This is a genomic window from Flavobacterium sp. 9 (assembly GCF_002754195.1).
GTDB lineage: Bacteria > Bacteroidota > Bacteroidia > Flavobacteriales > Flavobacteriaceae > Flavobacterium.
Genome location: NZ_PEEU01000001.1, coordinates 4300693 through 4321604 on the forward strand (window position 1 = coordinate 4300693; position 20912 = coordinate 4321604).

At 32.5% G+C, this 20912-nt stretch carries 22 protein-coding genes and 1 tRNA gene; 21 read left to right on the forward strand and 2 right to left on the reverse strand.

Annotated elements, in window-relative coordinates; genetic code table 11:
- Positions 1–139: 139 nt before the first annotated feature.
- The 16 genes from CLU81_RS17810 to CLU81_RS17885 all read left to right on the forward strand — a co-directional run bounded on the left by CLU81_RS17810 (position 140) and on the right by CLU81_RS17885 (position 13750).
- Positions 140–841 carry a hypothetical protein gene (locus tag CLU81_RS17810; protein ID WP_099711043.1) on the forward strand — a complete coding sequence of 234 codons (702 nt, stop codon included), beginning with the start codon at positions 140–142 and terminating at the stop codon, positions 839–841.
- A 172-nt stretch (positions 842–1013) separates the two neighbouring features.
- Complete coding sequence (locus CLU81_RS17815) at positions 1014–1532, forward strand: hypothetical protein (protein WP_144444520.1); 519 nt, start codon at positions 1014–1016, stop codon at positions 1530–1532.
- A gap of 103 nt (positions 1533–1635) precedes the next feature.
- Positions 1636–2580: a homocysteine S-methyltransferase family protein gene (locus CLU81_RS17820; protein WP_099711045.1), complete on the forward strand. Its 945-nt coding sequence runs from the start codon at positions 1636–1638 to the stop codon at positions 2578–2580.
- 143 nt (positions 2581–2723) lie between these two features.
- Positions 2724–3119: a hypothetical protein gene (locus CLU81_RS17825; protein ID WP_144444521.1), complete on the forward strand. Its 396-nt coding sequence runs from the start codon at positions 2724–2726 to the stop codon at positions 3117–3119.
- A 308-nt stretch (positions 3120–3427) separates the two neighbouring features.
- Complete coding sequence (locus tag CLU81_RS17830) at positions 3428–4705, forward strand: RidA family protein (RefSeq protein WP_099711047.1); 1278 nt, start codon at positions 3428–3430, stop codon at positions 4703–4705.
- A gap of 241 nt (positions 4706–4946) precedes the next feature.
- Positions 4947–5342: a hypothetical protein gene (locus CLU81_RS17835; protein ID WP_099711048.1), complete on the forward strand. Its 396-nt coding sequence runs from the start codon at positions 4947–4949 to the stop codon at positions 5340–5342.
- Between the two features lie 193 nt (positions 5343–5535).
- Positions 5536–5838, forward strand: coding sequence for an urease subunit gamma (ureA, locus tag CLU81_RS17840; RefSeq protein ID WP_099711049.1), 303 nt, complete (start codon positions 5536–5538; stop codon positions 5836–5838).
- 18 nt (positions 5839–5856) lie between these two features.
- Positions 5857–6225: an urease subunit beta gene (gene ureB / locus CLU81_RS17845; protein ID WP_099711050.1), complete on the forward strand. Its 369-nt coding sequence runs from the start codon at positions 5857–5859 to the stop codon at positions 6223–6225.
- A gap of 2 nt (positions 6226–6227) precedes the next feature.
- On the forward strand, positions 6228–7949 hold the full coding sequence (ureC, locus tag CLU81_RS17850) for an urease subunit alpha (RefSeq protein ID WP_099711051.1): 1722 nt from the start codon (positions 6228–6230) through the stop codon (positions 7947–7949).
- Positions 7950–8087: 138 nt separating this feature from the next.
- Entirely contained in the window at positions 8088–8588 is a 501-nt protein-coding gene (gene ureE / locus CLU81_RS17855; protein WP_099711052.1) for an urease accessory protein UreE, read from the forward strand.
- Positions 8589–8618: 30 nt separating this feature from the next.
- The gene (locus CLU81_RS17860) at positions 8619–9308 is read left to right on the forward strand and encodes an urease accessory protein UreF (protein ID WP_099711053.1); all 690 of its coding nucleotides are present in this window, start codon (positions 8619–8621) and stop codon (positions 9306–9308) included.
- Positions 9309–9368: 60 nt separating this feature from the next.
- Positions 9369–10007 (forward strand): urease accessory protein UreG, encoded by a 639-nt coding sequence (ureG, locus tag CLU81_RS17865; RefSeq protein ID WP_099711054.1) that lies wholly within the window; start codon positions 9369–9371, stop codon positions 10005–10007.
- Positions 10008–10040: 33 nt separating this feature from the next.
- Positions 10041–10874: an urease accessory protein UreD gene (locus CLU81_RS17870; RefSeq protein WP_099711055.1), complete on the forward strand. Its 834-nt coding sequence runs from the start codon at positions 10041–10043 to the stop codon at positions 10872–10874.
- Entirely contained in the window at positions 10874–11575 is a 702-nt protein-coding gene (locus CLU81_RS17875) for a sulfite exporter TauE/SafE family protein (protein ID WP_099711056.1), read from the forward strand. Before CLU81_RS17870 ends, CLU81_RS17875 begins: the two co-directional genes overlap by 1 nt.
- 13 nt (positions 11576–11588) lie before the next feature.
- Positions 11589–12446: an urea transporter gene (locus CLU81_RS17880; protein WP_099711057.1), complete on the forward strand. Its 858-nt coding sequence runs from the start codon at positions 11589–11591 to the stop codon at positions 12444–12446.
- A gap of 38 nt (positions 12447–12484) precedes the next feature.
- The gene (locus CLU81_RS17885) at positions 12485–13750 is read left to right on the forward strand and encodes a hypothetical protein (protein ID WP_099711058.1); all 1266 of its coding nucleotides are present in this window, start codon (positions 12485–12487) and stop codon (positions 13748–13750) included.
- 90 nt (positions 13751–13840) lie between these two features.
- Here CLU81_RS17885 and CLU81_RS17890 read toward each other — a convergent pair whose 3' ends face one another.
- Positions 13841–14722 carry an AraC family transcriptional regulator gene (locus tag CLU81_RS17890; protein WP_099711059.1) on the reverse strand — a complete coding sequence of 294 codons (882 nt, stop codon included), beginning with the start codon at positions 14720–14722 and terminating at the stop codon, positions 13841–13843.
- Positions 14723–15440: 718 nt separating this feature from the next.
- Positions 15441–15512: transfer RNA gene (locus CLU81_RS17895), tRNA-Glu, on the reverse strand.
- A gap of 545 nt (positions 15513–16057) precedes the next feature.
- On the opposite strand from CLU81_RS17895, the gene CLU81_RS17905 reads away from it, so the two are divergent.
- The 5 genes from CLU81_RS17905 (at position 16058) to CLU81_RS17925 (ending at position 20895) form a co-directional block, all read left to right on the forward strand.
- Positions 16058–16792 (forward strand): bifunctional 2-polyprenyl-6-hydroxyphenol methylase/3-demethylubiquinol 3-O-methyltransferase UbiG, encoded by a 735-nt coding sequence (locus CLU81_RS17905; RefSeq protein ID WP_099711061.1) that lies wholly within the window; start codon positions 16058–16060, stop codon positions 16790–16792.
- 184 nt (positions 16793–16976) lie between these two features.
- Positions 16977–17351 (forward strand): hypothetical protein, encoded by a 375-nt coding sequence (locus CLU81_RS17910; RefSeq protein WP_158235348.1) that lies wholly within the window; start codon positions 16977–16979, stop codon positions 17349–17351.
- A 161-nt stretch (positions 17352–17512) separates the two neighbouring features.
- Positions 17513–18808 (forward strand): hypothetical protein, encoded by a 1296-nt coding sequence (locus CLU81_RS17915; protein WP_144444522.1) that lies wholly within the window; start codon positions 17513–17515, stop codon positions 18806–18808.
- A 237-nt stretch (positions 18809–19045) separates the two neighbouring features.
- Positions 19046–19693, forward strand: a complete 648-nt coding sequence (locus tag CLU81_RS17920; RefSeq protein ID WP_099711064.1) for a hypothetical protein — start codon at positions 19046–19048, stop codon at positions 19691–19693.
- Between the two features lie 386 nt (positions 19694–20079).
- On the forward strand, positions 20080–20895 hold the full coding sequence (locus tag CLU81_RS17925) for a DUF5694 domain-containing protein (RefSeq protein WP_099711065.1): 816 nt from the start codon (positions 20080–20082) through the stop codon (positions 20893–20895).
- Positions 20896–20912 lie beyond the last annotated feature (17 nt).

Sequence of the window (20912 nt, forward strand, 5' to 3'; positions counted from 1 at the left end):
TTTGGAGAGTTACAATAAAAAGTTGCGCAAATGTCTTTTGACTTTGCGCATTTTTTTTGCTTTTATGAATCGTAATTATAATTATTAGAGTGTTTCTATTTTATTAAAATCATTTAAAATCAATTTATTAAAAAAAAATATGAATAATTCAGCCCAACAAAATTCAGAAAACATACAAGTATTAGAAATCCGTAATTATCTTTTAAAACCAAATTTAACGGATAAGTTTGGCGATTATTTTCATTCGAAATTTGTTTCTCCAATGAATGAACTTGGCGGATATACATTAGGAGAATTTAAAATTAATAACGTAAACGATCGATTTGTTTGGTTTCGCGGTTTTGCTAATATGAAAACGAGATTCCAATTTTTGAATGATTTTTATCTAAACAGCACAACTTGGAAAGAGCATGGAAAAGGGGCAAATGAGATGATGATAAATTCGGATAATGTCTATTTATTGCGACCTTTAAAAGGAGAAATTAATAGCAAATTATTAAAGACAGATAAAACATTTACGGTCGTAGATTTTTATATCTGTAATAGTACACTCGAAAAGGTTATCGACTTATTTGATACTACATATATTCCTTTTCTTAAAAATTCAGAAATAGAAGATATCACGCTTTGGGTGAGTGAAATGACTGAAAATGATTTTCCAAGATTACCTGTTTTTCAGGATAAAAATCTTTTAGTGAGTATTACACATTACAAAGACGAAAATGAGTTTTATACCAAACAAAAAGAAATTGATAATATGCCAGACGATCTAAAAAAATCAATGCTAGAATTGGTAACTATTCACAATAAATTAGTGCTTTTAAATTTGAGAAAAGGTTAGAAGTCAATGTCATTAAGTTAAGCTTTTTAACTATATTTTTTTTTAAACGCAAAGATTAAACGTAATATTGTCATTTCGATTTCGTGACTTTGCGTGAAATTTATTCGATAGAATATTAAAGGTATTTTACAGAGCGGTTTCTGTAGTTTATTATGCAATTTTTAAATAACTTATGAAGAGAATTTTATTAATTATAATTGTCCTATTTTCAACTTCTTGCCGATTAACACAACACTACACAAAATATATTGATAAAAATCAATACGGCAGATTGCATTTGAAAAACATGAAGTTTGAAAAATCTTTCACAAAAGAAATGATGAACAAGATCGAAGCGGATGCTATTTATGTTAATTATTACGAAAATAATAGTATAAACTTAATAGGCTATTCTTATTTGAGATTTTTTAAGTTTGGTCAATTTGCAACTTTTCATAGTAAAACTGAAAATGCTAATATAAATGACATACAAAAGGCAAGTGTTGTTGGTTATTATAATATTAAAAACGGTATCCTTTTACTAGAGCTCCCAAATACTTCATTTAGTAAAGCAGGAAAAAGATCCATTAGGAAATTTGTTATCGCAGGAGATACTTTAAAATTAAAAGAGAAAATAAAGTCTAATGAAACAGAAACAATTTTCACTAAAGTTAAAATCAAAGAAATAGCACCGGTATTACCGGATTGGTAATATTGCTTTTAGAAGTTTTTTGATTGATATTTTTTGAATTTGAAATTTTGTAAATTTACAAGGTTATTTATTTGATTTTTAATTACTTGTAAATTTAAGGCAAATGGAAAAGACTAAAAATATTCTGCCAAATGAATCCGAAGAAATATTTTTAACTGATGGAGGACTTGAGACAACATTAGTTTTTCTGGAAGGATTTGATCTCCCTTATTTTGCAGCTTTTGATTTATTAAAGAATAAAGAAGGATACAAAGCGCTTAAAAATTATTACACCAGATACTTGAAAATTGCAAAAGAGTATAAAACCAATTTTATTTTAGAAAGCCCAACTTGGCGAATAAATCCGGATTGGATTGAAAAAATTGGTTACTCCAGAAATTCTTTAGCTGAATTAAATGAAAAAGCCGTTGCACTTCTGGCAGATTTAAAAGCAGAATTTTCAAATGATATAAATTCTATTCTCATAAGTGGTTGCGTAGGTCCGCGAGGCGATGGTTATGTACCCGGAGATTGTATGAATATTGATGAAGCACAACAATATCATTCGGAACAAATAAAAGCTTTAAGTCATACTTCTGTTGATTTTATTTCGGCTCTTACGATGAATTATCCCGAAGAAGTAATAGGTATTGTTCGCGCGGCAGAATCTTTTAGTTTGCCCGTGGTTATTTCGTTTACGGTAGAGACAAATGGAAAACTTCCCACAGGAATGAGTTTAAAAGAAGCAATCGAAAAAACAGATCAAAGTGTTGCCGTTCCGCCTTTGTATTTTATGATTAATTGTGCACATCCAACACATTTTTTCAATGAATTAAAAGAGAATAAAAACGAAAAATGGGTAAAACGTATCAAAGGTATTCGGGCAAATGCATCTTGTAAAAGCCACGCCGAATTAGACGAAGCTACAGAATTAGATCGGGGAACTCCGGAGGAACTGGCTAAAGAATATAAAGGATTGAAGGATTTTTTTCCTCATTTAAACGTATTTGGCGGTTGCTGTGGCACCGATGAAGAACATATTGTAGAAATTCTGAAGACTTTGTCTTAGTGTCATCCATTGACTTTTTGTTTAGCATTGCATGACTATTATAAAAAGCGGAAAAAGAATACAAAAGGCGTGATTTGTGAAACCTGCAAATCTACATTGTTTCTAATTTTGTCTAGTGTTCTAAAAATAAGAATACCCAGATAATGAAGCATTTTTTGTTTGTGTTGATTTGTTCTTTAACATTGATGTTTTCTACAAAAGTAGAAAGTAAGCAATTTGTTAATGATATAGATTGCAATCAAAATTCATTCGGGCAAAAAAATGTTGCAAAGGATTTATCTCAATTGCAAAATAATGTTTTAGCATCTTTTGCTACTGCTAATAAATTATATTCAGAAGATCTCGACAAAGCTGATTTTGATGAACGCTCTGATGATTATTTTGTTTTTCTGAGCATTGATAAGATAACAGCGTTTTATTCAAATTATAAATTCCCAAAAGCAGAACGATATAGGGAACATTCTAGTTGTTTGTATTCCAGGACAACTATTCCTTTTTATATTTTATTTTGTTCTATGCTGATTCCTTCTTTTAATTAAGTCGAAAGAAATTTACTCCTTAACAGATAACTTCCGGGACTTATAATAATTCCTTTCGGATTATTCTTTTTTACAATTTTAGATTTAGACTTAAATCACCATTTTTCTGCCTCTGCTAATGCAAATTAGTATTTGGTACGGACATTTTTTATCCTGATTTAAATTCTAAAGTTGCAGATCTAACATCATGAGAAAATGAGAAATTTCCTTGAAAATTAGAAGTAAAAAGAAAGATAGACGGTTTTAAACATACTTATTCAGATTAAAAAAATAATTCAAATTATTAACTCAGAAAATAATATACAACAATGACTTCAAAGAAATTAAATTCGGTATTAGCAAGAAATACTGAAAATGCGCCACAAAGTATTGGAAAGTATTCACAAACGGTAGCTTTTTCTCATTATAACAATCTTTCAGCTCAATTACCGATTGATCCAAAGTCTGGAAAATTAGTAACTGGCGGTGTAAAAGAACAGGCAGAACAGTGCTTTAAAAACATTAAAGTAATTCTGGAAAGTATCAATCATGTCATGAACGATGTTGTTAAAATCACTGTATTTGTTAAGGATATCAAAGATATTGATGCTGTAGACCAAGTTTATGCAGCATTTTTCTCAACTTATGTTCCTGCAAGAACAGTAGTTGCAGTTGCAGATTTACCTAAAGATGCTTTGGTACAAATTGAAGCACTTGTTTCAAACGGCGAAGGCACAATTCCAAATGCTCCACAAGCGGGTGATCTTATCAAGCTTGCAAATAATACAGCACGTGCGCCTTTAAGTACATTGTCTGCACAAACGGTGGCTTTTTCTCATTATAATAATCTTTCGGCTCAATTGCCAATCGATCCCAAAACGGGCAGATTGATAACTGGCGGTGTAAAAGAACAAGCTGGACAATGTTTAAAAAATATTAAGGCAATTTTAGAAAGTATTGATGTTCCTTTTGATGATATTGTCAAAGTTAATATCTTCCTTAAAAACCTTTCAGATAGTGAAGCGGTAAATGAAGTTTATGCAACTTTTTTCCCGGATTCTGCTATTGCCAGAGCTGTTGCTTATGTTCCTGCACGCACAACAGTTGCAGCTTCAGCACTACTTATGGATGCTTTGGTGCAAATTGAAGCAGTAGTTTCTCATGGAGATGGTACGCCTCCGCAAGCTATTGAAGACCGACATGGAATCGTAATAAAAGCAACTAACTCTGAAAATGCTCCAAAATGTTCTTTGTCTACACAAAGTGTTGCGTTTTCTCATTATAATCATATTTCGGCTCAATTACCTTTGGATCCAAAAACTGGTGAAAAGATCGTTGGTGGAGTAAAAGAGCAAACGGAACAATGTCTAAAAAATATCGAGGCGATTTTAGAAAATATAGATCATGGTATGGAAGATGTAATAAAAGTAAATATCTTCCTTAAAAACGTGTCAGATATTGATGCTGTAGACGAAGTTTACAAAACATTTTTCCCTAAAGGAATCCCTGCACGAAGAATAGTTGGTGTGACGAATATACTTAAAGATGCTTTAGTGCAAATTGATGTTGTAGTCGCAAATGCAGAGGGAACTCCTCCAAATAGATAACACATTTTTATCTAAATCACATATTCTAATTTTAAAAAAGAGCTGTCTCAATCTTTATTTGAGACAGCTCTTTTGTTTTGATTACTTCCTTAAAAATATAATGAATTCTTTATTTAAAAACGTATAATTAATATTAAAAAACAACAGAAAAAGAATACAAAAGTCGTGATTTGTGAAACCAAAGAAGTAGCGTTTGTAACTAACTTTGTTCTCAGTCCTAATGATATAGGACGCCTGAAAAATGAAACACTTATTGTATATATTAACTTGTTTTTTGACACTGGTGCTTTTTACGAAAGTAGAAAGTAAACCATTAGTTAAGGATATACATTATACTCAAAATTCATTTGAACAAAAACTTGTAAAAAAGGATTTGTCTAAACTTCAAAATGATATTTCGGCATCATTTGATATTGACGATAAATTATATGTAGAAAGTTTTGACGAGGCTGATCTTGGTGAACGTGCCGATGATAATTTTGCTTTCATCACTTTCGATGCTATAATTGCGTTTTATTCAAATTATAAGTTCCCAAGATCTGTTCTTTACACAGAATCTTCTCATCATGTGGGAACTAGCAAAACTATTCCCTTTTATATCTTATTTGGTTCCATAATGATTCCTTCTGCGAATTAAATTGTAATACTTGTCTCTTGCTTTTTAAGTTGTTTTTTTAATAAGCCAAGCAGCACATCTTTCTATCAGTTCTCTTTTTTGAGAACTCCAAATTACTTTTTAAACAGTCCTTTTTTTATCTGCCATTAATGCAAATTAATCGCGGTAGGGGCTTTTATTTTCTAAAATTCACTAACATTTTAAAATTACACTTATGCATCTTACACCAAGAGAAAGCGAAAAGTTGCTATTGCACCTTGCCGGAGAATTAGCCGCAAAAAGAAAGGCCAGAGGTCTTAAACTTAATTACCCTGAATCGATTGCTTACATCAGTGGTCATTTACTTGAAGCAGCCCGCGATGGAAAATCTGTTGCCGAATTAATGCAATACGGTGCCACATTACTTACCAGAGAAGATGTTATGGATGGTATTGCTGAGATGATACATGATGTACAAATCGAAGCAACTTTTCCTGACGGAACAAAATTAGTTACCGTTCATAGTCCAATTCGTTAATCCTAAAAAGTTTCAATTATGATTCCTGGAGAATATATTATCAGCAAAGGCGACATTGAGTGTAATGTTGGCCGAAAAACAGTTAAAGTAAAAGTTACAAATACAGCAGATCGTCCTGTACAGGTTGGATCGCACTGTCATTTTTTTGAAATCAACCGAATGATGAGTTTAGACAGAAGCAAGGCTTTTGGAATGCGTCTTAACATTGCGGCAGGTACAGCGGTGCGTTTTGAACCGGGAGAAGAAAAAGAAGTAGAATTAGTTGCATTAGGTGGCGCTAAACGTGCATTTGGTATTAATAATCTAGTAAACGGAGATACTACTCTTGAGGTTAATAAACAACATGGTTTAGAAAAGCTGAAAGCAGAAAACTTTAAAAACAAATAACAATGAGCTTGAAAATAAATAAACTGAAGTATGCCAGCATGTATGGCCCTACAACAGGCGACAAAGTTCGTTTAGGCGATACTGATATAATTATTGAAGTAGAAAAAGATTTTACCGTTTACGGAGACGAAAGCAAATTTGGAGGAGGAAAAACCATTCGTGATGGTATGTCTCAATCAAGTACGGCTACTCGTGATCAGGGAGTTTTGGATCTTGTAATTACTAATGCTACAATTATTGACCATTGGGGTATTGTAAAAGCAGATATTGGTATAAAAGACGGTAAAATTGTTGGAATTGGAAAAGCCGGAAATCCAGATACAATGGATGGTGTTGATTCAAATATGATTATTGGCGCAAGCACAGAAGCTCACGGAGGAGAAAACCTGATTGTAACTGCCGGAGGAATTGATACACATATTCACTTTATCAGTCCGCAACAAATTGAAACAGCGCTTTACAGCGGAATCACCACAATGATTGGCGGCGGAACAGGTCCGGCAGATGGTACAAATGCTACGACGATTACTCCGGGGAAATGGTATATGGAGAAAATGTTGCAGGCAGCAGAAGCATTTCCGATGAATCTTGGATTTTTTGGTAAAGGAAATTGTTCTACAGAAGCTCCTTTGGCAGAGCAGATTGAAGCTGGTGCTTTAGGTCTTAAAATCCACGAAGACTGGGGAGCATCACCTGCAGTAATTGATGCTGCATTGACAGTGGCAGATAAATACGATGTTCAGGTGGCAATCCATACCGATACATTGAATGAAGCAGGTTTCCTTGAAGATACTATGAATGCGATAAATGGTCGTGTAATTCATACTTTCCATACAGAAGGCGCCGGTGGAGGACATGCTCCTGATATTATAAAAGCAGCGATGTATCCAAATGTTTTACCAGCATCAACAAATCCTACACGTCCGTATACTGTTAATACAATTGACGAACATCTTGATATGTTGATGGTATGCCATCACTTGAGTAAAAATATTCCCGAAGATGTCGCTTTTGCAGATTCTCGTATTCGTCCGGAAACAATTGCTGCCGAAGATATTTTGCATGATATGGGAGTATTCAGCATCATGAGTTCAGATTCTCAGGCAATGGGTCGTGTTGGCGAAGTAGTTACCCGTACTTGGCAAACAGCCGATAAAATGAGAAAACAACGCGGAGATTTAGAAGAAGATAAAGGAAGTGGGAATGACAACTTCCGCGCTAAGCGTTATATCGCTAAATATACGATTAACCCTGCTATTGCTCACGGTATTTCTCAATATGTAGGATCAATAGAACCAGGTAAAATGGCTGATTTAGTATTATGGAAGCCAATGTTATTTGGTGTAAAACCAGAAATCATCATTAAAGGAGGTATGATTATCGCTGCTCGTATGGGAGATCCAAATGCTTCTATTCCAACGCCACAGCCGGTTATTTACCGCAATATGTTTGGTGCTTTTGGTAAAGCATTGTCAAAAACATGTGCAACATTTGTTTCTCAGGCATCTTTAAAAAATAATATTGTAGAAGAATACGGATTGCAAAAAATGATATTACCGGTGGTTGGTTGTAGAAATATTTCTAAAAAAGATTTAATCCATAATGACAAAACACCTGAAATCACTGTAAACTCAGAGAACTACGAAGTGCGTGTTGATGGTGAACTTATTACTTGTGAACCAGCGCATGATTTGCCATTAGCACAGCGTTATTTTTTATTCTAAAAGATTAAATGAAGAAAAGTTGCAGGTTCGCCCTGCAACATTTTCTACAGACTTTTTTAGTGTCTAAATCTGCAAGACAAACAGAGAAAAATATTCGATAAACAAAAGCATCTAAATAGTGCGATAAAAAAAGTAGATATGATTATAAATGAGGTAACAGGCAATCTTAAAGAATTTGATTTAGGAAATCGCATTATTGATCTTCTGGAAATAGAATGGTTTGAATCGACTAAGCGTATACAGCGAAAAAAAACAAAAAGGGGAGACGATATCGCTATTAAATTTTTAAAAGAAGGGCAACGCCTAAGACAAGATGATATTTTATATGCAGATGATCAAAAGGTAATTGTAGTTGCTATTCTTCCTTGTGATGCGATTGCTGTAAAACCAACAACATTACTGGAGATGGGAAGTGTGTGTTATGAAATAGGAAATAAACACCTTCCAATGTTTATTCAAAATGACGAAGTATTAGTTCCTTTTGAAGAGCCAATTTTTAAATGGTTATCAGCAAGTGGTTATAAAACCGAAAAAATTCATACACAGTTAACCAATCTGCTTAACTCAACAGTACAGCCACATGGCAGTCATAATGAAAGCAGCTCACTCTTCTTTAAAATTATGAATATTGGAAAGTAACAATGTTCAGTATTAATAAATACAACTAAAATAATGAAAAATTTTCTAGGCAGTTTGTTGCATTTAAGTGATCCTACATTGCCAATTGGCGGTTATAGCCACTCTAATGGTTTAGAAACTTACATACAGCTGAGGTTAGTAAATGATACACCATCAACAGCATTGTTTGTTCGTAATATGCTTTTAAATAATCTTCAATACAACGATGCCGCTTTTGTAAAACTGGCTTACGAAGTAACAAAAAACAATGATATTAAGGCATTGCTGCAATTGGATGATGAATGTGGAGCATTAAAAACAGCGCGTGAAATACGAGAAGCCAGCCAAAAATTAAGTTTAAGGCTTATAAAAATATTTAAAAGGCAAACGGTAGAAGGTATCATTAATGAATATGAAAAAGCAATTGTCGAAAAAAGAGCAGAAGGGCATTATTGTATTGTATTTGGAGTGTATGCTGCTTTGTTGAATATTCCGCTTCATGAAGCACTTTATGCATTCTTTTATAACGCCACTGTAGGTATGGTAACCAATGCTGTAAAGCTTGTTCCTCTGGGGCAACTTGACGGACAGGATATTTTGCACGATATGCAGGAACTAATAGAAACACTTACTGATAATGTAATTTCTCTTGATCGAAATCACGTCGGATTGTGCAATATAGGTTTAGATGTAAGATGCATGCAGCACGAACGCTTGTATTCACGATTGTACATGTCCTAAAAAAAATAATTAAAAGTAGTCACTATAGAGGACTAAAACATTCTAAAAAAATCAAATAAAATGAAAGAAAGAAAATATATCAAAATTGGAGTTGCTGGTCCTGTAGGTTCAGGTAAAACGGCATTAATAGAACGTTTATCACGTACATTAATGAACGAGTACAGCATTGGTGTTATCACGAATGATATTTATACTAAAGAAGATGCCGAGTTTTTGACTAAAAACAGCATGCTTCCTAAAGAGCGTATTATTGGTGTTGAAACTGGTGGATGTCCTCATACTGCAATTCGTGAAGATGCGAGTATGAATCTTGAAGCTGTTGAAGAAATGGCGTCTCGCTTTCCGGATATTGAACTTATTTTAATCGAAAGTGGTGGCGATAATTTATCGGCGACTTTTAGTCCTGATTTGGCAGATGTGAGCATTTTTGTTATTGATGTTGCTGAGGGAGATAAAATACCTCGCAAAGGCGGACCTGGTATTACGAGATCTGATTTGCTTATAATTAATAAAATTGACCTTGCTCCTTATGTAAATGCAGATTTGGGTGTTATGGAACATGATGCAAGAAAAATGCGCAATGGTCAACCATTTGTATTTACAAATCTTATGAGTCTTCAAGGACTTGATTCAGTTATTGGCTGGATTAAAAAATACGCTTTACTTGAAAATGCCGAAGAGCCGGAATTGGTTAGATAGTCTAATCGATTACACAACATTCAATTATTATAAATGATCAATAGATTAAATATTGTCAGCGGATATAAAGATGGACGTTCTTATCTAAAAGACGCATTCTTTACCAGACCCTTTCGTCTAGCCAATATTGGGCAAGACAGATCTGATCCTTCTTTGTACCTGATGCTTATGAGTTCTTCTCCGGGCATACTCGACAAAGACCATTATGATATAAACATTCAAATAGAGTCGGGAAGTCGTTTGCTTCTTGAATCTCAATCGTATCAGCGTTTGTTTAATATGGAAAATGGAGCGCAGCAGGAAATGAAAGTTTCCCTTGTCTCTGGTAGTACTTTTAGTTATGTACAGCATCCGATAGTACCACATGAACATTCTATTTTCAAGGCACATAACGTAATAAATCTGGAAGATAATTGCAGTCTGACATTAGGAGAAATAATTACTTGTGGACGAAAGCATTCGGGAGAAATATTTCGCTATTCAAAATTTCAGAATCTAACAGAAGTATTCCATAATGGGAAACTTGTTTTAAAAGACAATGTATTATTACAGCCTCTTTTAGCAGACATTCAAACCATAGGACAAATGGAAGGTTACACGCATCAGGGGACATTAATTTATATTAACACTGGTGCACAGAACTTAGAAGCGATTTTTGAAGATACTTTTAGTTATTTGGAATCACAAGAAGAAATAGCATTTGGACTTTCACAGCCATTTGATAACGCTATAATTGTACGTGTTTTGGGCAATGGCGGAGAACAATTGTATAATGTATTTCGCGATATACAACAAAAACTTTGGAAGAGCGAAGAACAAACAAATGTAACCAGTCAGGTAATCGAGCCTGCCGTATATAGTGAATAATGGATACAACATTAACAACACTTGTATTATCAGCTATAACTATTAGCTGTTTGCATACTGCTTCAGGACCAGATCATTACTTGCCTTTTATTGTTTTGTCACGATCCAGAAAGTGGTCTCTCGCCAAAACAATTTGGTGGACAACAATTTGTGGGCTCGGTCATATTTTAAGTTCGGTATTACTAGGATTGATAGGAGTTTTGGTAGGATGGCAATTGTCAAAACTATCTATGTTTCAGGATATCAGAGGGAATGTTTCGGGTTGGTGCCTGCTTTTGTTTGGAGCCGTATATCTTGTTTGGGGATTGCGCAGTGCTTACTTAAACAAACCACATAAGCATTTCGAAGTATATAATGACGAAGATATTTATGTCTACGAACATAAACACGGAGAAGTTGTGGCACCTCAAAGCCGTGTCAAAATTACGCCTTGGATCTTGTTTGTCATTTTTGTAATGGGTCCGAGTGAACCTCTTGTGCCATTATTATTTTATTCAGGAGTACGAAGATCTCCATTAGAAATCATTGTGCTAATTGCCGTTTTTGCCATTTTCACAGTTCTTACCATGCTTGTTATGGTATTGCTGGGGCGTTATGGTTATTCATTTTTCAAAACAGACAAACTAGAACGTTATGTCCATGCCATTGGCGGTGCAGTTGTCACCATATGTGGTATTGGAATGGTGTTTTTAGGTTGGTAAAACTTTAAAATTTATGGAAAAAATTAATCTTTATATAAAAACGGTTTTGACCAGTATTGGTCAAATCATGCTTCAGGAAAATCCTTGGACAGGGCTGTTGTTTCTTATCGGAATATTTTATGGTTCACCTGTAATGGGTATTGCAGCTATTTTATCAGCTTCAGTTGGGTTGATTACGGCTCAATTATTAAAATATGACAAAACAGAAATAGAACATGGACTTTATGGATTTAGCGCAACACTTGTTGGAGTAGCATTAACTTTCTTTTTTAAACGAGAACTAATTATTTGGATAACCATTATTCTAGGATCTGCGTTGGCTGCAATAGTCCAAAATGTTTTTATTCGACGCAAAATACCCGCATTTACACTTCCGTTTATTCTTATTACCTGGGTTTGTCTTTATGTTTTTCATAATCTGGATATTATTGGAGCTCCAGTAATGCCTGCTGAGTCTCTTGTAGACGAAAATGGATTGGCGACAGTTGCACGTGGTTTTGGAGAAGTGATTTTTCAGGGAAGTATGATAGCCGGAATTTTATTTATTCTTGCAGTGTTTATTAATAGTCCAATTGCTGCTTTGTATGCAATTGCCGCAGGACTTATTAGCGCATATCTATCTTATCAGTTTGCTGAGCCTAATGCGGATATTCATATGGGTTTATTTAGTTTTAACGCCGTACTTTGCGCCATTACTTTCTCTGGTATTCGCGTAAGAGACGGAATCTATGTCCTTTTTTCAATCATTCTATCGACCTTGATAGATGTATATATGCTAAAAATGGGTTGCAGTGTACTTACTTTCCCATTTGTTGCAGCGAGCTGGATTACACTTCTTGTTAAAAAGTTTTTACCGGCTGAATATAGATAAACAGCAATTCCTTCTAATCATAAAAAATTAAAATTGTAATGAAAACAAAATCATTATTAGGCTTGCTATTGCTTATTGCGAGCTACACATCACAGGCACAAATCTCTTTTGATTCAAAATCGCAAACTTCAGACGGCAAACCAATGTACGAAATGGAGTTTTCGCCACGTCTGAAATTGAATGGCTATATAAATTTGGGTGGAAATGATATTAATACCTCGCAATCACTCAACTTAAATTCAGCAGATCCTTATAATCGGTTGAAAGATAAAAATGCAGATGCAAATATGTATCAAACTCAAATGGCTTGGAAAACTACTTATAATGGGTTTGAAAAAGGACCATTAACTACTTATATAGAAGCACAATGGTGGGGAGGACCTGGCGCAGGAGGAAATCTTCAGCTAAGAGTTGCTTATGTCGATTATAACCACTGGCATGTGGGACAAGACTGGAGTTTTTTTGGGGGCGGTACTTCTACGTGGTATAATACATTAGAATGGGAAGGTCCAAATTCAGGAACTTGGGCAAGACATTTACAAGTAAAGTATTACGACAACTTTGGGAAAGATAAATTATGGAAGTTTGAAGTAGGTGCAGAAACTAGTGCACAATACCTTAAGATAGCCGGAGGAAGTACACCGGGGCAATTTTCTGTAGATCCAATAGCGGCATTTACAAAATATTCGCAAGACGGAAGTTTTGTTCGTTTAGCCTTTCTGGGGCGAAGCATTCGTTACACAAAAGAAGATGCTTCTAATGCTCTTGAAATGGGCTGGGGAATTAATGCAAACTTCAAAAGCAAACTAAATGAAAAAAGCTATTTTATGGCGCAAGGACTTGTAGGATCTGGTATTGCGGGTTCTTATACATTGTCAGGCGCTTTGTTTGGTAATGGAGGAGCCACTAATATGTATGATGGAATTTATGATCAAAATGGTAATTTCAAAACCGTTCCTGTTTATGGAGGTTCGGCTGGAATTGAGTATTTCTTTGGATCAAAAAAGAATTTACACTCCAACCTTGTGTTAGGATATACAAATATGGCCTATCATGCAGCACCTTTTTCATTAGTAGAAAGCAAAGTAATTAATGATAATGCCTCAGGTGATTTTGTAACTAATAATGATGATAAAACTACTCATGTAGCCTTGACTTTTGCTACTGTAAATATGTTGTATGATATCACTAAAAATTTTACAATGGGCATTGAATATAGTGGAGGTTCAAAACAAATTATTAATTCAACAACCCAAAATTCTGCAGTAAACAGAGTAGCTTTTGGGGTAACAGTAGGATTCTAATAAAAATTAAAATTTATGAAAATTACCTAACCCAGTAATTAAAAAAGAGGTTAGGTTTTTTTATAAATCTAAAAAAAAAAATACAATCAATTATTTATTTACTTCCAAACGAAATGCAGAAGGTGATTGATGCGTTACCTTTTTAAAAACTCTGGAAAAATGAGAAAGAGATTGAAAATTTAGCTCATAAGCTACATCAGCAATTTCGCGTCCTAAATCACGAAGCAATATTTGACTGTGTTGTACACAAATTTCATTAATCCATTGTTTGGGCGGTTTTCCGGTTGCTTTCTTTATGCATTTATTCAGATATGTTTCAGAAATATTTAATTCCTGTGCATAAAAGCAAACATTTTTATGCTCAACATGTTCTTGCTGAAGTTTTTCCCTGAATTTATAAGTAATGTCAAGTTCCCGAGCCATTCCCAATGGTTTAGAAATCGCATGTTTAATGATTTTTAGCATAATAGCGCGAAAAAAAGTAATGCAGATATCTTGATGTATACATTCTGATTGCAGTTCTTTTTCTAGTAATTCTAGTGCTGTAGCCATGAATTCATAAGCATTTTCATGAATTTTTATGACAGGATCCGAAGTAAGAAATATAGTGTCTTGTCTGCTTAAAGCGATAGAAGTTATAATGTCATTTTCATACATTACATAAAATCCTTTGACATTTTCAGATAATTCAATTGTTCTGGTAATACTTCCCTGTTTAATGTTTAATATTTGTCCAGGACCTATTAGATAGTTTTCTGTTTCTATCTGCTGACTCATAAAACCTTCTGTTACAAACAAAAGAAAATTAAAAGTTGTTCTGTATGGAGGTACCGGTATTACTATTTCTTTTAAATAATTTTCTATTCGATATATTTGAAGCAGTGATTGGTCAAATAATACATGGGGATTTACTTTTGGCAAAAACTGAAGTTTGTACTCATAAGTGTTAAGAATTCGAATAGATTCTTTCATTTATTTTTTATTTTTTTTGATATTCAATAATTTGAATGATAGTGCTCATGAGAATCTATCGCTTTGCATAAAGCTAAAACTTAGATAGTTCACTATATATTGTTACTCTCCAGTTTTTTCAATTCAGGACTTATAATGATTTTGGAAATATTAAATGAAGTGTTTCAATTTTAAGTATGCATGTAGCTTAATTTTTGAAGAGATAATTATCAATTAGCGATTAAAAGAAACAATCCTAAAAGCTGAGAAAATTCAAAATCTGACGGATTAATTTACAATGTAAAAATCATAAAAGATGCGCTGGATTTGGTTGCTCACAGGTCTTTTTAATATTAAATTAGGACAATTGTAGATTTAAGAAATGATGTATCGTAGGTTTGATATATCTTAATTTTTCGGATCCGGAAAAACCTGTGGAGAAACATAAAATGTTTTGTATTGACTAATTATTTTAACCGCAAAGGGCGCAAAGGTTTTTTATTCGTAAGGTTTTATATAAACGCAAAGTTCGCAAAGCTTTATCAATATAGCTTTGCGAACTTTGCGTTTAATGAGCGTAATCTATAACAAAAAAACTTTGCGAATTTTGCGGTTAAATTCATCCCTAATTTTTATAGCTCCACAAGTTTTTGCATTGATCCGAAAACAAATATCTAATCCAAGAGAAAATGTTATAAAAACAAAAAAGCTCCAGATTTCTCTGAAGCTTTGTAGTAAGTAGCCCGTAGCGGAATCGAACCGCTCTTACATGGATGAAAACCATGCGTCCTAACCGATAGACGAACGGGCCTGCTTTTGTATTGCGGGTGCAAAATTATAACTAATTTCAAGATACACAAAAAAAACTTTGAAAAATTTCGCCTAAATTATTCTGAAAATATCACATTTAGAAATAATCAATCGCAAGGGAATTTGGTTAATGAAGATGTATTTGTTTGATTAATAAATGGTTGTTTTTACGTTAATAAATGGATAAAGATGATTTTTCTCTTCTTTTGTAAAAATGATAATTTTGAATAAAAATTGAAAATAATTTATTTTGAAAGAATATTCTTTATATTTTTGAAAGGTATTTTGAGAGCTTTTCGAACTATTCTCATGAAAAGTTGCATAAATGTCTCTGAATTGGGGCATTTTTTTCGGCTAGTTCTTAGTATTCTAATTGATTTTTTTATTTCCGAAGAAAGGATTTCAGAAATTTAGTTTTAAGATCATCGACTTTATGAAGTTTCCGTTTTTCAATTATATTTGTCTAAATTGGGTGCAAAGTAAGAGATATTTGCCAGCGTTACCGAGGAACATTTTACGGAACGAGGTTTAATAAATAAGCAAGAGATGAAACAAAATATTTACGACGATATAGATTTTTTTGAAAACTACGGTAAAATGCCACGTTCTGTAGACGGATTAAATTCAGCAGGAGAATGGCATGTTTTGAAAAATATGTTGCCAGATTTTCAAGATAAAAATGTTCTTGATCTTGGTTGCGGTTATGGCTGGCATTGTATTTATGCCAAAGAACAAGGTGCAAAAAATGTGATTGGAGTTGACTTGTCAAAGAAAATGATTGATAAAGCAAAGGAAAATTCAAAAGAACTATCAATAGAATATTATCAAATGCCTGTTGAAGATATTGAATTTGAAAATGAGCAGTTTGATATTATTTTTAGTTCGCTTACTTTTCATTACATCCAAAATTTGGACGTTGTTTTTCGTAAAATTAATAAGTTCCTGAAAAAAGGAGGAAGCTTTGTTTTCTCTATGGAACATCCTGTTTTTACTTCAAAACCAGAACAAGATTGGTTTAAGGACGAAAAAGGAAATTTGTTACATTGGCCAGTAGACAATTATCAAGACGAAGGAGTAAGACAAACGAATTTTTTAGGTCACAAAGTAATTAAATACCATCGAACTGTGGCAAGTATTCTAAATACTGTAATTGAGTCAGGTTTTGCTGTTAAACAAATATCGGAACCTAAACCATCAGAAGAAATTATTGAAAAATATTCGGCGATGAAAGACGAATTAAGAAGACCGATTTTTATTATGGTTTCTGCTGGAAAATTATAAGCAAATTAATTTTAGAATGAAAAATATAAAAGTAAGTTAGCTTTCGAATATGTTTAAAATTTATTTATTGATCTAAAATTACTAAAGATTATTAACCGAGAATAAGTATCAAATGACTATAAGATTTATTTTATTTTTTGTTTTATTGTTGCCAAGTTGTTATGCGCAGAATATTACTGATCCGTTGCCAACACTTGAAAAAGAAGTTAATCAATGTATTAAAGAAAATAGTGCGGAAGAATTGAATTGTAGAAAAGAATACTATCATGAACTTCAATTCTGGGAAACAGAGGTTTTTAATACTGTTTTGGAAATTGCGTTTGAAAATAAAACTGAAGATGAAAAAAATGTTTTTATCAAAAAACAGACGGAGTGGAAAGATTCAACATATTGGTATGTTGCAAAGACAATGAAGGAGTTTAAAGATAAACATCCTGGTAAATTTGTATGGGATAAAGGGGCTGAATTACTACCGGATGCAAGGATTTTTTACCAGAAAAATGCCAAATTTTACACGGACAGGATTTCTTATTTGTTAAGTTTGGTAAAAAAGAAATAAAAGTGATCGATGCTAAAATAGTATCATATATTTTCAGGATTCTTTTAATAGTTATTTCGAATATTCGTAATCTAAAAATAGTATTGCTGTCAGCTAATAATAACTAAATTAAACTTCAAAAGCGTATAAAAATCAGTATGATAAATTTTAAATTTCTTTTCGTGACAGTTAGCTTACTGTGTTTTTGTAATACATTAGTCGCTCAAAACACAAAAAAATATACAGCAATTCCTGATGTTAATTTCGAAATCGCTTTGCAGGATACAGGTTGTGATCCAGGTGAACCCGATGGAAAAGTACTGACTTCAGAAATTGCCAAAATAAAGGAATTACATATTAAAAATAGAGATATAGTTGATTTAACAGGAATAGAGGACTTTACTGCATTAACTAAACTTATTTGCTTTAAAAATAAACTTACCACACTTGATTTATCCCATAACACCGCACTCACTTATCTATCTTGTGAAGAAAATCAATTGACGAATTTGAATGTAAGCAAAAACACGGCTTTGACCTTTTTAAATTGTAGCAAAAACAGATTAAACTCTTTAGATGTAAATAATAATATCGATTTGGTTACTTTATTTTGCGAAGAAAATAAATTGTTATCTTTAGATGTAAGGCAAAATAAACATTTAACAGCTTTGAAATGCAGTCGAAATCAATTAGATGATCTCGATGTTTCTAAAAATGTGGCTTTGAATTATTTGGATTGTTTTATCAATAAAATAACTGCTTTAGATTTATGTGAAAATGATGTTTTGATTGGTTTTGATTGCTCCAAAAATAAACTTTCAACATTAGATTTATCACAAAATACTAAGTTAGAATATGTGTTTTGTGGTGAAGATCAAGTAACAACTTTAGATCTATCTCAAAATACCAGTCTTAGGAATTTTGATTGTAGGAATAGTCCATTGACGAGTTTAAATTTAACTAAAAATCTTTCTTTAATGTATTTGAACTGTTCAGGTACTGCATTAACCAATTTAGACATTAGTAAAAATATAGCCTTAACCAAAGTGTCTTTAGATGAAAATAAGCTGACCTCTTTGGATGTTACACAAAATATCAATTTAACTTATTTGAGTTGTTCTAGAAACCAATTGACTTCATTGAATGTTTCTAACGCTCCTTTGACGGAGTTAAGTTGTTATAAAAATCGTTTGGCTACTCTCGATGTAAGTCAAAATCCATTATTGCTTAGTTTGTCGTGTTCTGATAATCAATTGGTAAGCTTGGATATTTCTAAAAATCCTAAAATTTATTCTCTTTCTTGTAAATCTAATTCACTTGTAAGTTTGAACCTTAAGAACGGGAATAATCAAAGTTTGGTAAATTTATATGCATTCTTTAATCCTAATCTAAAATGTATTCAAACAGATAAAGATATGATTCCATTTTCTAATTGGAGAAAGGATGGCATTACGACATATAATTCCAATTGCAATTAGTCTTTGCTTTGACAATAGTTTCTTATAAAAAGCTGCGCAAATGTCTCTGACTTTGCGCAATTTTTTTTCTCTAAACTTTATTCTGGATCTCTTTGTGCTGCATTCAAAAACAACATAGATATAAAATTATTTAGCACAAAAAAGCTTATAAAATACAAGTAGTTCATATGGATATTTTTCATGAAAAATTATATATTTGGAAATAAATATTGCTCTATACTTACCAAACCAATCTCCATGAAATATTTAAGCTTAACCGTTTTGATTTTAATAATGTCTTGTGCAAAGAAAAATGAATCAGAAAATTTAAAAACAGAAGTTAAGACTTTAAAAGTCGAAACTCCAATAAAATTAACGGATAAATCTGTAAAATTTTTATGGAGAGAAGATGCATATGACAAAGAATTAAAGGACACGGTTAATACAATTTTTATAAATAAAGAATATTCCAAAAACATTTCTGAACCCGAAAAAGCAGCTCTTGGATTTGTAGCAAGTTTTATTGGAAGTGAGTGCGATTGGGATGGAGAACCAAATGCAAAATATGATAATTTAAGTTGTAAAATTAATACAGCGCTTAATATTGGTTATCAATGTTCAGAAGAGCATTTAAATTTTTTAAGAAAGTGGTTTAAAAATGATAAAAAACAGTTAGAGCGTTTGAAAGACTGTTCTGCAGTTCCTTTTACTGCAAGCGTTCAGAACACATTTGATTACATAAATGTTGTAACTAAAGGTGATACAATCAAAATTACCTTTAAAGCAAATGGTATAAATATGCGTTCTGAGAAATCCTGGAGCTATAAAGAAGAAGATACATTTGTTTTAAAGAAAGATAATTTAGTGTTAGTAAAATCTAAAGAATCAGAAAGTGAAAGTCATTAATTTAAAAGTGATGATTAACCAGAACAAGAAAGATAAAAGTTATCGTGAAAACACGTCTATAGCCATTTGCAAATTCAGTGAAATGAATTACTTCTCGGGCTTGGTTTATTGTTAAAGCAAAGATGAAAATCAATATTAGTAAGTTTCTCATTTTATAGTTTCGTTTCAAAAATTATAAAGCCATATTTAATTCATTATTACGGTTTTCCGTAATGTATCCTAACATTTTATTTACCAAAAACATCCAGTAAAATAAAAGTTCTTACGATGATTTACAGTGGAAAAATTATATATTTGAAAATAAATAATGTGTAATACTTATCACATATATAAATGAGGTGATCGCAATTAAGAGGAACGACAATAATAAAAAATTAAACTAAAAAATGACTTTCATTAAAACAATTTCTACATTTTTAATTGCGCTTTTAACTGTAACAACAACTTCCGGACAAGAATCTAAACATAAAACTAAAATTTTATTAATTGGGACAATTCACTTCGAGACGCCTCACACAGATAGTTTTGAACTAAAAGTAGATGATTTTTTAAGTACTAAACGACAAAATGAATTAGAAGATTTAACTAATGCTTTATCTCAAACAAAAGCGACTAAAGTGATGATCGAAAAGCCATTCGATAGTCAACGTTCTACCGATAGTTTGTATAATTTATATTTAACAGGCCATTATAAGCTTACAGTTTCAGAAAGAGAACAAATTGGCTTTAGGTTAGGTAAAAAATTAAAATTAAATCAAATAAACTGTGTAGACAAATTCTATGCAATGCACGATAGTTTAATGGCTGCAACCGCAAAAGAAAACAATCAGCTTTATTTACTAAAAGATTTAGGGACTCAGGCAAATGCAATGATAAGTGATTTTGATAATCAATTGAAAAAAGGTACAATAACCGAAGTTTTAAAGTACATAAATAGACCTGATCAATTAGAAAGAAATTTATCAATTTATTTAAAATTTATAGCAAAGATTGGAGCAGGTAAAAATTTTGCAGGAGCAGAATCGGTTTCTGTTTGGTATTTAAGAAATCTTGCTATTTACGCTAATATAATGACTCAAATAAATGCAAACGACAAATATGTTATACTAATATTTGGACAAGGACATATTCCTATATTAAAACACCTGCTACAAAACAATGACGATTTCGAAGTCGTTGAAGTAAATAGCGTACTAAAATAAACTGCCAACAATAACCA

Bases quoted from the DNA above. Each gene is read 5' to 3' on its own strand.
- CLU81_RS17810 (WP_099711043.1), top strand. From the start codon at position 140: ATGAATAATTCAGCCCAACAAAATTCAGAAAACATACAAGTATTAGAA.
- CLU81_RS17815 (WP_144444520.1), top strand. From the start codon at position 1,014: ATGAAGAGAATTTTATTAATTATAATTGTCCTATTTTCAACTTCTTGC.
- CLU81_RS17820 (WP_099711045.1), top strand. From the start codon at position 1,636: ATGGAAAAGACTAAAAATATTCTGCCAAATGAATCCGAAGAAATATTT.
- CLU81_RS17825 (WP_144444521.1), top strand. From the start codon at position 2,724: ATGAAGCATTTTTTGTTTGTGTTGATTTGTTCTTTAACATTGATGTTT.
- CLU81_RS17830 (WP_099711047.1), top strand. From the start codon at position 3,428: ATGACTTCAAAGAAATTAAATTCGGTATTAGCAAGAAATACTGAAAAT.
- CLU81_RS17835 (WP_099711048.1), top strand. From the start codon at position 4,947: ATGAAACACTTATTGTATATATTAACTTGTTTTTTGACACTGGTGCTT.
- ureA (WP_099711049.1), top strand. From the start codon at position 5,536: ATGCATCTTACACCAAGAGAAAGCGAAAAGTTGCTATTGCACCTTGCC.
- ureB (WP_099711050.1), top strand. From the start codon at position 5,857: ATGATTCCTGGAGAATATATTATCAGCAAAGGCGACATTGAGTGTAAT.
- ureC (WP_099711051.1), top strand. From the start codon at position 6,228: ATGAGCTTGAAAATAAATAAACTGAAGTATGCCAGCATGTATGGCCCT.
- ureE (WP_099711052.1), top strand. From the start codon at position 8,088: ATGATTATAAATGAGGTAACAGGCAATCTTAAAGAATTTGATTTAGGA.
- ureG (WP_099711054.1), top strand. From the start codon at position 9,369: ATGAAAGAAAGAAAATATATCAAAATTGGAGTTGCTGGTCCTGTAGGT.
- CLU81_RS17870 (WP_099711055.1), top strand. From the start codon at position 10,041: ATGATCAATAGATTAAATATTGTCAGCGGATATAAAGATGGACGTTCT.
- CLU81_RS17875 (WP_099711056.1), top strand. From the start codon at position 10,874: ATGGATACAACATTAACAACACTTGTATTATCAGCTATAACTATTAGC.
- CLU81_RS17880 (WP_099711057.1), top strand. From the start codon at position 11,589: ATGGAAAAAATTAATCTTTATATAAAAACGGTTTTGACCAGTATTGGT.
- CLU81_RS17885 (WP_099711058.1), top strand. From the start codon at position 12,485: ATGAAAACAAAATCATTATTAGGCTTGCTATTGCTTATTGCGAGCTAC.
- CLU81_RS17890 (WP_099711059.1), bottom strand. From the start codon at position 14,722: ATGAAAGAATCTATTCGAATTCTTAACACTTATGAGTACAAACTTCAG.
- CLU81_RS17905 (WP_099711061.1), top strand. From the start codon at position 16,058: ATGAAACAAAATATTTACGACGATATAGATTTTTTTGAAAACTACGGT.
- CLU81_RS17920 (WP_099711064.1), top strand. From the start codon at position 19,046: ATGAAATATTTAAGCTTAACCGTTTTGATTTTAATAATGTCTTGTGCA.
- CLU81_RS17925 (WP_099711065.1), top strand. From the start codon at position 20,080: ATGACTTTCATTAAAACAATTTCTACATTTTTAATTGCGCTTTTAACT.